At 64.2% G+C, this 12,791-nt stretch carries 10 protein-coding genes; 3 read left to right on the top strand and 7 right to left on the bottom strand.

Going from position 1 to position 12,791, the window contains the following annotated elements; translation table 11 throughout:
• Positions 1-5: 5 nt before the first annotated feature.
• From uvrA to ACKWRH_RS23185, 5 genes are all read right to left on the bottom strand, one after another.
• Positions 6-2,984, bottom strand: a complete 2,979-nt coding sequence (gene uvrA, locus ACKWRH_RS23205; RefSeq protein ID WP_445215401.1) for an excinuclease ABC subunit UvrA — start codon at positions 2,982-2,984, stop codon at positions 6-8.
• Between the two features lie 305 nt (positions 2,985-3,289).
• Positions 3,290-4,048: an outer membrane protein gene (locus ACKWRH_RS23200; RefSeq protein WP_282519025.1), complete on the bottom strand. Its 759-nt coding sequence runs from the start codon at positions 4,046-4,048 to the stop codon at positions 3,290-3,292.
• Positions 4,049-4,192: 144 nt separating this feature from the next.
• A complete protein-coding gene (locus ACKWRH_RS23195; RefSeq protein ID WP_445215400.1) occupies positions 4,193-4,939 on the bottom strand; it encodes an outer membrane protein in 747 nt (248 codons plus the stop codon).
• Positions 4,940-5,162: 223 nt separating this feature from the next.
• The gene (locus ACKWRH_RS23190) at positions 5,163-5,852 is read right to left on the bottom strand and encodes an outer membrane protein (protein ID WP_085404689.1); all 690 of its coding nucleotides are present in this window, start codon (positions 5,850-5,852) and stop codon (positions 5,163-5,165) included.
• Between the two features lie 233 nt (positions 5,853-6,085).
• Positions 6,086-6,853, bottom strand: coding sequence for an outer membrane protein (locus ACKWRH_RS23185; RefSeq protein WP_445215399.1), 768 nt, complete (start codon positions 6,851-6,853; stop codon positions 6,086-6,088).
• A gap of 473 nt (positions 6,854-7,326) precedes the next feature.
• Here ACKWRH_RS23185 and ACKWRH_RS23180 point away from each other — a divergent pair, with 473 nt between their 5' ends.
• The 3 genes from ACKWRH_RS23180 (at position 7,327) to gyrA (ending at position 11,344) form a co-directional block, all read left to right on the top strand.
• Positions 7,327-7,824 (top strand): single-stranded DNA-binding protein, encoded by a 498-nt coding sequence (locus tag ACKWRH_RS23180; protein WP_248877699.1) that lies wholly within the window; start codon positions 7,327-7,329, stop codon positions 7,822-7,824.
• Positions 7,825-8,026: 202 nt separating this feature from the next.
• Positions 8,027-8,425: a DUF2306 domain-containing protein gene (locus ACKWRH_RS23175; RefSeq protein ID WP_445215398.1), complete on the top strand. Its 399-nt coding sequence runs from the start codon at positions 8,027-8,029 to the stop codon at positions 8,423-8,425.
• A 180-nt stretch (positions 8,426-8,605) separates the two neighbouring features.
• Complete coding sequence (gene gyrA / locus ACKWRH_RS23170; RefSeq protein ID WP_445215397.1) at positions 8,606-11,344, top strand: DNA gyrase subunit A; 2,739 nt, start codon at positions 8,606-8,608, stop codon at positions 11,342-11,344.
• A gap of 88 nt (positions 11,345-11,432) precedes the next feature.
• Here the strand turns inward: gyrA and ACKWRH_RS23165 are convergent, their stop codons facing one another.
• Together ACKWRH_RS23165 and ACKWRH_RS23160 are read right to left on the bottom strand one after the other, a co-directional pair.
• Positions 11,433-11,627 carry a hypothetical protein gene (locus ACKWRH_RS23165; protein ID WP_445215396.1) on the bottom strand — a complete coding sequence of 65 codons (195 nt, stop codon included), beginning with the start codon at positions 11,625-11,627 and terminating at the stop codon, positions 11,433-11,435.
• Entirely contained in the window at positions 11,624-12,790 is a 1,167-nt protein-coding gene (locus ACKWRH_RS23160; protein WP_445215395.1) for a PepSY-associated TM helix domain-containing protein, read from the bottom strand. Before ACKWRH_RS23160 ends, ACKWRH_RS23165 begins: the two co-directional genes overlap by 4 nt.
• Position 12,791 lies beyond the last annotated feature (1 nt).

Raw genomic sequence — 12,791 nt, 5'->3', positions numbered from 1 at the left:
GAATTCTACTCCGCCGCCTCGCTGGTGCTCCTCCGCTTCGGCTTCCGCGCCTTCTTCAGCACCGGCTCCAAAAACTTGCCCGTGTAGCTCCGCGGCGCCTTCGCGATGTCTTCCGGCGGGCCCCAGGCGACGATTTCGCCGCCGCCGTCGCCGCCTTCGGGGCCGAGGTCGATGACCCAGTCGGCGGTCTTAATGACTTCGAGATTGTGCTCGATGACGACGACCGTGTTGCCCTGCGCGACCAGCTCGTGCAGCACCTCAAGCAGCTTCTTGACGTCGTGGAAGTGCAGGCCGGTGGTCGGCTCGTCCAGGATGTAGAGCGTGCGGCCGGTCGCGCGCTTTGAGAGCTCCTTGGCGAGCTTGACGCGCTGGGCTTCGCCGCCCGACAGGGTCGTGGCCTGCTGGCCGACATGGATGTAGTCGAGGCCGACGCGGTGCAGGGTCTGGAAGGTCTCGCGCACGCGCGGCACCGCCTTGAAGAACTCGGCGGCTTCCTCGACGGTCATGTCGAGCACGTCGGCGATGCTCTTGCCCTTGAACAGGACCTCCAGCGTCTCGCGGTTGTAGCGCTTGCCCTTGCAGACGTCGCAGGTGACGTAGACGTCGGGCAGGAAGTGCATCTCGATCTTGATGACGCCGTCGCCCTGGCAGGCCTCGCAGCGGCCGCCCTTGACGTTGAAGGAGAAGCGGCCGGGCTCGTAGCCGCGCGCCTTCGCTTCGGGCAGGCCGGCGAACCATTCGCGGATCGGCGTGAAGGCGCCGGTGTAGGTCGCAGGGTTCGAGCGCGGGGTGCGGCCGATCGGCGACTGGTCGATGTCGATGATCTTGTCGATGTGCTCGAGACCCTCGATGCGATCGTGGGGCGCGGCGCCTTCGCTGGCGTTGTTCAGCTTGCGGGCGATGGCCTTGTAGAGCGTGTCGATCAGCAGCGTCGACTTGCCGCCGCCGGAGACGCCGGTGACGGCCGTGAACAGGCCGAGCGGAATTTCGGCCGTGACGTTCTTGAGGTTGTTGCCGCGCGCGTTGACCACCTTGATGGTGCGGCGATGGTTCGGCGGGCGCCGCTCCGGCACCTCGACCTCGAGCTCGCCGGTCAGATATTTGCCGGTGAGCGATTTCGGGTTGCGCATGATCTCGGCGGGCGTGCCTTCGGCGACGATGTTGCCGCCATGCATGCCGGCGCCGGGGCCGATGTCGAGGACGTAATCGGCGAGCAGGATCGCGTCCTCGTCATGCTCGACCACGATCACGGTGTTGCCGAGGTCGCGCAGGCGCTTGAGGGTGTCGAGCAGGCGCGCGTTGTCGCGCTGGTGCAGGCCGATCGAGGGCTCGTCCAGCACGTAGAGCACGCCCGTCAGGCCCGAGCCGATCTGCGAGGCGAGGCGGATGCGCTGGCTCTCGCCGCCGGACAGCGTGCCGGAGGAGCGGGACAAAGTGAGGTAGTTGAGGCCGACGTCGAGCAGGAAGGTGAGGCGCTCGCGAATCTCCTTGAGGATGCGGCCGGCGATCTCGTTCTGCTGCGTGTTCAGCGCCTCGGGCACGGTCTCGAACCATTCGCCGGCCTTCCTGACCGACAGCTCCGAGATCTCGCCGATATGCTTGCCGCCGATCTTGACGCAGAGCGCCTCGGGCTTCAGCCGGAAACCCTTGCAGCCCTCGCAGGGGACGTCGTGGAAATATTTTGCGAGCTCCTCGCGCGCCCACTCGCTCTCGGTCTCGCGATAGCGGCGGTTGATGTTGGTGATGACGCCCTCGAAAGGCTTCTTGGTGTCGTAGGAGCGGACGCCGTCCTCGTAGGAGAACTTGATCTCGTCCTCGCCGGAGCCAAGGAGGATCGCGTTCTGCGTCTTCTTCGGCAGATCCTTCCATTTGGTGGTCAGCGTGAACTTGTAGTGCTTGCCGAGCGCGGTCAGCGTCTGCACGTAGTATGGCGATGACGACTTGGCCCAGGGCGCGATCGCGCCCTTGCCGATGGCGAGTTCCTTGTCGGGGATGACGAGGTCCTCGTCGACATGCTGCTCGACGCCGAGGCCGCCGCAGGCCGGGCAGGCCCCGTAGGGATTGTTGAACGAGAACAGGCGCGGCTCGATCTCCGGAATCGTGAAGCCGGACACCGGGCAGGCGAACTTTTCCGAGAACAGGATGCGCTCGGGCCCGCTCTTGTCGTGGATTTTTGCGGTCTTCTTCTTCTCCTCGACGGGCGCGGCCGCCGCAGGCGCATCGGCGAACTCGACGACGGCGAGGCCCTCCGCGAGCTTCAGCGCGGTCTCAAAGCTTTCGGCGAGGCGCTGGCCGATGTCGGCGCGCACCACGATGCGGTCGACCACGACGTCGATGTCGTGCGGAAATTTCTTGTCGAGCGTCGGCGCCTCCGCGAGCTCATGGAAGGTGCCGTCGATCTTGACGCGCTGAAAGCCCTTCTTGAGCCATTCGGCGAGCTCCTTGCGGTACTCGCCCTTGCGGCCCCGCACGACGGGGGCGAGCAGATAGAGGCGGGTGCCTTCGGGCAGCGCCAGCACGCGATCGACCATCTGCGAGACGGTCTGGCTCTCGATCGGCAGGCCCGTGGCGGGCGAATAGGGCACGCCGACGCGCGCCCAGAGCAGGCGCATGTAGTCGTAGATCTCGGTGACGGTGCCGACGGTCGAGCGCGGGTTCTTCGAGGTCGTCTTCTGTTCGATCGAGATCGCCGGCGACAGGCCGTCGATCTGGTCGACATCAGGCTTCTGCATCATCTCCAGGAACTGCCGCGCATAGGCCGACAGCGATTCGACGTAGCGGCGCTGGCCCTCGGCGTAGATGGTGTCGAAGGCGAGCGAGGATTTGCCAGAGCCGGACAGCCCCGTGAACACCACCAGCTTGTCGCGGGGGATCTCGACGTCGACATTCTTGAGGTTGTGCTCGCGCGCGCCACGGATCGTAATTGCGCGCAGGCTGGATCCCGCGTTCTGCTGTTGGCGCTTCGCCTTGATCACTTCATCCATCCGAGTTGCCCTCAAGGAATCCCAAAGGTGCGCGATCGCGCCAACAAAAAAGGCGCGCGTCGCCCGGAACCGGGATCGGCGCCGATGGGTATGGCAGCGAACGTAGGAAGAACGGGGACGGATTTCCAGTGGCGTGTGCGAATCGTCAACGGATTGTTGGCGCGCTGGCGGCATCTGGCAGGAGCGGGGCAGGTCGGAACATGCGAAGGGCCGGCGCGAGGCCAGCCCTTCGTTCGCGTTTGAATGCGGATTTGGGGCAATCCGCACATGATCAGGACTTGGAGGTTCCTGAGGGAGGCTTTGTCTCAGTATTTGGCGACGACCGGGCCGCCCCAGCGGTAATTGATGCGGATCAGGCCCATGTCGATATCCTGGCCGATCCGGTCGGTGCGCGGGGCGAAGCCGCCGACGAGAGTTGCGAAGTCGGCGCTGTGATGGCCGAGGAACACATGGTTGTACTCGCCGCCGACCGACCAGTTCTCGGCAAAGCCCCATTCCACGCCGATGCCGATCGTGTAGCCCCAGCGGGTCTGATTGACGCTGTTGAACGTCGCCGCCGCTGGCGCGCCCGGAAAGAAGGTGTCGTATTTGTCGTGGGCCACGGCTGCGCCGGCCTTGCCGTAGAGCAGCAGATTGTTCACGGCGTAGCCGAGCTGGCCCGTGAACAGACCGAAGCTGTCGATCTTGGTTTGGTTCGTGATCGGCGCCAACGCCACGCTGACATTGCTGCCCTTGAAGTCGGCCCAGTTGCCCTGGCCCTCGATGCCGAACACCCAGCGCGACTTCTGCCAGCGATAGCCGAGCTGTCCGCCGACCGTGCCGCCGCCCGCATTGTGACAGCCTTCGCCAACGGCCGGATCGACAGCGATGCCGAGCGCGCGGGTCACGCCCCAGCAGGCATGAGCCAAGCCGCCGCCGCCATTGATGCCGGCATAGATGCCGCTCCAGTCATAGACGGGAACGGCGGCCGCCGGCGCCTTGTAAATCGGCAGATCGGCGGCGGTAGCCGGCGCGACCGCGCCGAGTGCGAACAGGCTGACCGCAGCCAGCATCCACGTCTTCATTTCACGTCCCCAACTCGCCAAAGCCATTCGCGGACGCTTGCGCGCGCCTCACGACTCCAAGACGGTTGGGTGCACCCTCGCGCGAAAACAAAAAGGCCGGCGCGAGGCCGGCCTTTCGTAACGCGATGACGTCGGAGGCGACGCTCAGTACTTCGCCACGACTGGGCCGCCGAACGTATAGTTCACGCGAACGGTGCCCATGTCGACGTCCTGCTTGATACGGTCGATGCGGTCGTTGAGGCCGAGAATCGTGAACGAGTTGTTGCGCTTGCCCATGAACAGATGGTCGTACTCGATCGCAACGGACCAGTTCGGCGCGAAGCCGAATTCGAGTCCGGTGCCGACCGCGCCGCCCCAGCGCGTCTCGCTTGCGCTGTCGAGGACCACGCCAAACGCCGTGCCGTTGTACTTGGCATGCGTGACCGCCGCGCCGCCCTTCACGTACCAGAGCACGTTGTTCCAGGCATAGCCGACCTGGCCGGTGAACAAGCCAATCGCGTCGATCTTGGTCTCGTTGACCAGCGGAGCAAGCGCCAAGCTCGTATTCGAGCCCTTCAGATTGGCCCAGTCGCCCTGGGCTTCAAGGCCGAACACCCAGTTGGCCGACTGCCAGCGATAACCGACCTGGCCACCGACGACGCCGCCTGTCGCATTGTGACAGCCTTCAGCCGTGTCCGGACCCGCGACGCCGAAGATGTTGTTGACATCCCAGCAGTTGCGGCTCGAGGCGCCGCCGCCGTTGATGCCGATATAGAAGCCGGACCAGTTGTAGACCGAGGCCACAGCAATGGGCGCCTTGGTGTAGGGGCGGGCCGCCAAATCGGCCGCCGAGGCGGGAGCCAACGCGCTGAGTGCGAACAGACTGGCCGAGGCCAGCAAAACCTTCTTCATTTCAAATCCCCAGCTTCGTTTCTCTTTGCCGGCGAAAAACGGCCGACCCAATGACCCAATCGATGTCATTGCTGTACACCATTGAAGCCTAAGGTTGTGTCACCGGGATGCCACAGCTCTCCTGAAAAACGCTGGGAATCGGTTGGCCTGGATCTGGACGCGCGAAAACAAAAAGGCCGGCGCAAGGCCGGCCTTTCGTAACGCGGTGCGTTGGAAGCGAAGCTCAGTACTTCGCGACCACCGGGCCCCCGAAGTGATAATTCACGCCGACCTGCACGGTGTGGAAGTTGAGCGTGCCGGTGGGCAGGGCGCCCGAGAAGTAGGTCTCGCCGCCGAGGCTGCGATAGAGGTACTCGCCCTTGACCGACCACTGCGGAGCGAAGAACGCTTCGACGCCCGCGCCGACGGTCCAGCCGGAGTGCCACTTGCTGTCCGACGCGGTCAGGCCGAGAGCGGAGAGGGTGATCTTGTTGTCGATCCAGGCGTAGCCGCCGGTGCCGTAGAACAGGACCTGATTGACGGCGTAGCCGATACGGCCGCGCACGGTGCCCATGGCATCGGTCTTCGAGCTCGCCGTTGCGGTCACAACGCCGAAGCCGGGAACAACAGTGGCGCCGGTCGCCGAAGCGCTGACGTCAGCCCAGGAACCATCAGCCTCGACGCCGAACACGACGTTGCCAGTCTGCCAGTTGTAGCCGGCGGTGCCGCCGACGAAGCCACCCTTCATCTTCGGGTCGCCGGAGCCGTTTTCCCACGCGCCGCCGCCGACGATACCGAGGTAGAAGCCGGTCCAGTTGTAGACCGATGCCACCGCCACCGGAGCCTTGGTGTAGGGGCGCGCCGCGAGATCAGCGGCCGAAGCCGGAGCAGCGAGAGCGAACAAACAGGCCGAAGCCAACAAAACCTTCTTCATTTTCAAACTAATCCCAGTCCCGGTTTCTGTTTTTGCCTTCCGTGCGTTCGGAAGGACATCGGACGCCGTGGTCCAACTGATGTCGTGCTTACACCAGCAAAGCCGCAAGTTGTGTCTCCCAAAAGCCACAATATTTGCAAAACGTAATGATAACTGACCTATCATTCCCGTTGCCCACGCAAAAAGGCCGGCGCGAGGCCGGCCTTCGATTTTCAAGCGATCTCAGAGGGATATCAGTACCTTGCGATCATTGGGCCGCCCCAGCGATAGTTCACGCGGACGAGGCCGATATCGACGTCCTGGCTGATACGATCGGAGCGTGTGGCAACGCCGAGCGGGGCGATCACGAAATTGCCGGATCCGGTGAAGCCGACGGTGCGGTTGCCCATGAAGATGTGGTCGTACTCGAAGCCTACGGTCCAGTTCGGCGCGAATCCGAACTCGACGCCCGCGCCCACGGTGCCACCCCAACGGGTCTCGTTGGCCCGGTCGACTTCGAGGCCGCTGCCGAGGTCGTAGCTGCGGTAGCGATCGCTGACGACGGCGCCGCCGCCCTTCACGTAGAGCAGGACGTTGTTCCAGGCGTAGCCGACCTGACCGGTAATCAGGCCGAAGGCGTTGATCTTCGAACGATCGCGCAGGCCGGTGATCGCGCTGATGTTGTCACCCGAGAAATCGGCCCAGTTGCCCTGGCCTTCGAAACCGAACACCCAGTTGGCCGACTGCCAGCGGTATCCGACCTGGCCACCGACTGTGCCGCCGGTCGCGTTGTGGCAGCCTTCGCCAAAGAAAACGCCGCCGCCGAAATCTGCGTCCCAGCACTTGTGGCTGGTGCCGCCGCCGCCGTTGATGCCGATGTAGAAGCCGCTCCAGTCGTAGATGGTCGCAATCATCGGCGCCGGGGCCTTGGTGTAGGGACGCGCAGCGAGATCTGCCGCGCTTGCGGGAGCCGACAGCCCCAATGCGATTACACCAATAGTACCAATCAAGATCCTATTCATTGCGGTCTCCCCAGTTTCTGACCGCTTTTCGAAGTCCCCGAAGCGGCTGATCAGGCGCGACGCCCATAAGAATCTAATTCCGAGGCAAGCGTAGCTTAGGCGGGAGGCAGAGTCCGTCTCCGGAATGCAACAGTCCGGCGGCATCTGGACTGCTTCTAACTTGATGAATGTTAAGCTGTTTTCGTTGTCCTCGGGGAATGTTTTCGTTGTCCTCGGGGAATTGGGGAAAGTTCCATTTGGCGCAGGCCGTCTTTGTGCGGCGCGGTGTCGTCCTGCTCACGCAACAAGGTGAGGAATGTCACAAGAACAAATCTGGAACGAACCGGCCAGGGGTGCTATATGTGGGGATAAGTGGAGGGGTGACGGGCCGATCCGTCCGCGCAAGCGTATAGGGTCGCGTCAACAGGTTGCAGAGGATGCGGGCGCGTCCCGGGCCTTTTGAAATTCAGTGGCATTCGGAGTGGAGAGCGGCGATGGCGGGAAGCGTCAACAAGGTCATTCTGGTTGGAAATCTCGGCAAGGATCCCGAAATCCGCCGCACCCAGGACGGGCGGCCGATCGCGAATTTGAGCATCGCCACCTCGGAGACCTGGCGCGACAAGAACAGCGGCGAGCGCAAGGAAAAGACCGAGTGGCATCGCGTCGTGATCTTCAATGAAGGGCTCTGCAAGGTCGCCGAGCAGTACCTGAAGAAGGGCGCGAAGGTTTACATCGAGGGCGCGCTCCAGACCCGCAAATGGACCGACCAGAGCGGCGCCGAGAAGTACTCCACCGAGGTCGTGCTCCAGGGCTTCAACTCGACCCTGACGATGCTCGACGGCCGCGGCGGCGGCGGTGGAGGGGGCAGCTTCGGCGACGAGCCGGGCGGCGATTTCGGCTCCTCTGGTCCCGTCAGCAGCGCGCCGCGCCGTGCCGTTGCCGCCGGCGGCGGTGGCCGTAACAGCGACATGGACGACGATATCCCGTTCTGAGGCGGGCGGGGGCGCTTCGCCCCTGATGTCACCTTGCTCGCGTAGAGCGACAGGATTCCTTACCAATTGACGGGCAAAGCTCGGGTTTTCCGGGCTTGCCTCATGTTCTACCTCAAGCCTTTGACGAGGCGTGATGTGAATGGTATTAACTTAATGTTAATCCTATTTACATGGGTCGGCCGTCGATCGGAGGAAGCCCTGCATGAGCGTTGCGCCGCTGCTTGAGGCCGCTCCAGCGATCCCGCTGCACGCCTTTGCCGCCATGGCCGCCTTCGTGCTCGGCCTCGTTCAGTTTGCCGCCCCCAAGGGCACGCTGCCGCACCGGACGATCGGCTGGATCTGGGTGGGGCTCATGGCGGTCGTTGCGGCATCGTCGTTCTGGATCCACCAGATCCGCCTGGTCGGGCCATTCAGCCCGATCCATCTCCTGTCGATCTTCACGCTGGTGATGCTACCGCTTGCGGTGTGGCGGGCGCACACCCATCGGGTCGCCGATCACCGACGCATCATGATCATGACGTTCGTCGGCGCGCTCGTCATTGCCGGGCTGTTCACCCTCATGCCTGGCCGGATCATGCATGCCGTGGTTTTCGGGCCGTAGCGATCGCCGAAATCGAGGTCCCGCCGGTGCCCGAAATGGAGCGCGCGAACAGTCTCCCGCCAACCCGGTAAGTGCATGAAAAAACGAAGGGAAAAAGCGCTTCCCTTGGCCTCGCAAGGGTGGTTATCAGGGGCTCGATGCGCTATATGATTCCCAGATAAAATCTCACCGGATTTCCCCTTGGCTGACGACGACAACAAGCCCGGCGACCAGCCGGCGCAACCCTCGGACATTCGCCCCGTTTCCATCTACGAGGAGATGAAAAAGTCCTATCTCGATTACGCGATGAGCGTGATCGTGGCGCGTGCGCTGCCTGATGCGCGCGACGGGTTGAAGCCGGTTCATCGTCGCATCCTCTACTCGATGAACGAGCAGGGGCACACGCCCGACAAGAAGTACGTCAAGTCGGCGCGCGTGGTCGGTGACGTCATCGGTAAGTATCATCCGCATGGCGACCAGTCGATCTACGACGCCATGGTCCGGATGGCGCAGGACTTCTCGATGCGCGTGCCGCTCATCGACGGCCAGGGCAATTTCGGCTCGGTCGACGGCGATCCCCCGGCGGCCTATCGGTACACCGAAGCGCGACTGACGAAGGCGGCGTTGGCTCTGCTGGCCGACATCGACAAGGACACAGTCGACTTCCAGCCGAACTACGACAACAACGAGACCGAACCGTCGGTCCTGCCGGCCAAGTTCCCGAACCTGCTCGTCAACGGCGCCGGCGGCATCGCGGTCGGCATGGCGACCAACATCCCGCCGCACAATCTCGGCGAGGTCATCGACGCCTGCGTCGCGTTGATCGACAACCCCGCGCTCACCATCGACGAACTCATCAACATCGTTCCGGGACCGGATTTCCCGACCGGCGGCGTCATTCTCGGACGCGCGGGCATCCGCGCCGCCTACCACCTCGGCCGTGGCTCGATCGTCATGCGCGGCAAGGTCGCGATCGAGACCATCCGCAAGGAGCGCGAGGCGATCATCATCACCGAGATTCCCTACCAGGTGAACAAGGCGACGATGGTCGAGCGCATCGCCGAACTGGTCAAGGAAAAGAAGATCGAGGGTATCGGCGACCTGCGCGATGAATCCGACCGCGACGGCTACCGTGTCGTCATCGAATTGAAGCGCGACGCCGTGCCGGATGTGGTGCTGAACCAGCTGTACCGATTCACGCCGCTGCAGACGAGCTTCGGCGTCAACATGGTGGCTCTCGACAGCGGCCGTCCGCGGATCATGCATCTGAAGGACCTGCTGGCGATCTTCGTCGACTTCCGCGAGCGGGTCGTCACGCGGCGCACCAAGTTCCTGCTCGCCAAGGCGCGCGATCGCGCCCACATCCTGGTCGGTCTCGCGATCGCGGTCGCCAATATCGACGAGATGATCCGCGTCATCCGGACTTCGCCCGACCCGACCACTGCCCGCGACACCCTGATGGCGCGCGACTGGCCGGCACGGGACGTCGAGGACATGCTGACGCTGATCGACGATCCGCGCCACCGCATCAGCGAGGACGGCACGATCCGGCTGTCAATGGAGCAGGCAAGGGCCATTCTCGACCTGCGCCTTCAGCGCCTCACCGCACTCGGCCGTGACGAAATCCGCGACGAGCTCGACAAGCTCGCCGGCGAGATCGCCGACTATCTCGACATCCTGCGCTCGCGGGCGCGCGTGCTGGGCATCATCAAGACCGAGCTTGCCGAAGTGAAGGCCGAGTTTGCGACCCCGCGCCGCACCGTGATCATCGAGCAGGAGGGCGAGGTCGAGGACGAGGACCTGATCCAGCGCGAGGACATGGTCGTAACCGTCTCCCACGCCGGCTACGTCAAGCGCGTGCCGCTGTCGGCCTACCGGGCGCAGCGCCGCGGCGGCAAGGGCCGCGCCGGCATGCAGACCCGCGACGAGGATTTTGTGTCGCGCCTGTTCGTGGCGTCGACGCACACACCGGTGCTGTTCTTCTCGTCGCGCGGCCAGGTCTACAAGGAGAAGGTCTGGCGCCTGCCGATGGCCGCGCCGAACGCGCGCGGCAAGGCGCTGATCAACATCCTGCCGCTGGAGCAGGGCGAGCGCATCACCACCATCATGCCGTTGCCGGAAGATGAATCGACCTGGGGCAACCTCGACGTGATGTTCGCCACCACCGGCGGCAACGTCCGGCGCAACAAGCTGTCCGACTTCGTCGACGTCCGCCGCTCCGGCATCATCGCCATGAAGCTCGACGAGAATGAAGCGATCGTGGACGTGCAGATCTGCACCGAGCACGACGACGTGCTTTTGACCGGCGCCGGCGGCCAGTGCATCCGCTTCCCGGTCACCGACGTGCGCGTCTTCACCGGGCGCACCTCGATGGGCGTGCGCGGCATTGCGCTCGGCGAGGGCGACAAGGTGATCTCGCTGGCGATCCTGCGCCATGTCGAGACCTCTTCGGACGAACGCTCGGCCTATCTGAAGATGCGCCGCGCCGTCGCCGGCGAGGCCACGACCGAGGAGCCCGCAGTGGATGCCGAGGCCGAGGAGACCTCCGGCAGCTTCCAGCTTCCGCAGGAGCGCTATATCGAGATGTCGGCGGCCGAGCAGGTCGTGCTTACCGTCTCCGTCAACGGCTACGGCAAGCGGACCTCGTCCTACGAGTACCGCACCACCGGCCGCGGCGGCAAAGGCATCGTCGCCATGAGCGTCAACAACCGCAACGGCAACCTGGTGGCCTCATTCCCGGTGGAAGACGCCGATCAGATCATGCTGGTCACCGACAAGGGCCAGCTGATCCGCTGCCCGGTCGAAGGCATCCGCGTCGCCGGCCGTTCGACCCAGGGCGTGATCGTGTTCGACACCGCCGAGGACGAGCACGTCGTCTCGGTCGAGCACATCACGGAAGAGGCCGAGAGCGGGAATGGCGAGAACGGGAACGGCTCGTAGATCGGGCCGCTCCTGTCGGGTGCCGTCTCCGGCTGACGGTTGCTGTCGATCGGACAGGACCGGCGTGCCACAAAGCGCCGGTGCGGGCCTATGATCCTGGAAGATGCGGCCGGCGCGATGCCTTCCAGCCGAGCACGGCCAGCGGAATTGCCAGTGTTGCCCAGGACAGCGCGTCCCAGCCATCGTCGCCGAACAGCGCCGACGCCAGCCCGACAAGGATGAGCCCCCCGAGCAGGAGCGGCCAGCGAAAGATCTCGTCCATGGTGTGGCGCTCGCGCTTCATGGACGGATCCCGGATGTCGCTACGACAGGCGGCCCGTCCTGCGCGCGCGTGGTGAGGCGAGGCGATTTGCGCTTGCCGAGCCAGAGATAGACGCCGCTGGCAAGCACGACGATGGCGGCAAGATCGAACAGCGCCCAGATGATCTTCAGCGGCAGGCTGCCGTAGTCCCCGAAATGAAGCGGGCGCGATACCTGCAACGCCCTGAGATACCACGGCAGGCCACGCGCGGTGACGAGCTGCCCGGTTTCGGCGTCGAGCATCGCGGGCGTGAACAGGCGCGAGGTGATCGGCGTCGTGCCCTTGGTCCAGACGATGAAGTGCCGTGGTGTCCCGAACCGTGCGACCGTCGGAAAGATGATGCTGGCCGGCGTATTGCCGTCGAGCGCCCGGCGTGCTGCGGCCATGACGTCGTCGACGTCGGCCCATTTCGCAAGTGGCGGCTTGCCCAGGTGCGGCGCGATCAGCTCCGGCATCACTTCCGCGCGCCAGGCGGAGAACAGCGGCAACGATATCGTGTTGATGACACCGGTGACGCCGACGGCAAGCAGCCACACCAGCGTCACCGCACCCGCCAGGTTGTGCAAATCGAGCCATTTGACCCGCGGCGCGGAGGCGAGACGCACCGCGCCGAATTTGAGCCGGCGCATGAAGGGGGCGTAAAGCACGACGCCGGAGACGAGGGCCGCGACAAACAACAATCCCATGACGCCAAGAAATAGCTCCCCCGGCAATCCCAGCAGCATGTCGCGATGGATTATGCGGATGGTGCGCATCAGACCTCCGCCTTCCTGCGCATCCTCGCCGATCAATTCGACGGTTCTGGAATCGAACGACAGTTTCAAGAAGCGTTGTCCGGGTGGCGCCTCCGGGGTCTTCGACAGGAACACGTTGACGACGTTGGCACGGTCATCGTCCCAGCCGAGCACCTGGAGGTAGCGCTGCGGATAGCGCGCCTTGGCGGCGTCGATCAGCCGGCTTAGCGGAGCCTGCGGAGTATCGGCCGGGAGCTCCCGGGCCGAGGCTTCCGACTTGAAGAGCTCGTCGATCTCGTCGTGAAAGATCAGTGGCAGCCCGGTGATGCAAAGCATCAGGAGGAATAGCGTGCAGACCAGGCTGGTCCATTTGTGGACCAGCGACCACCATCTGACTGACCGTGCTGTCATC

It is taken from the genome of Bradyrhizobium sp. Pa8, from assembly GCF_052588265.1.
Note: the sequence above shows the minus strand (reverse complement) of the source record. Positions and strands in the feature narration are given on the sequence as shown.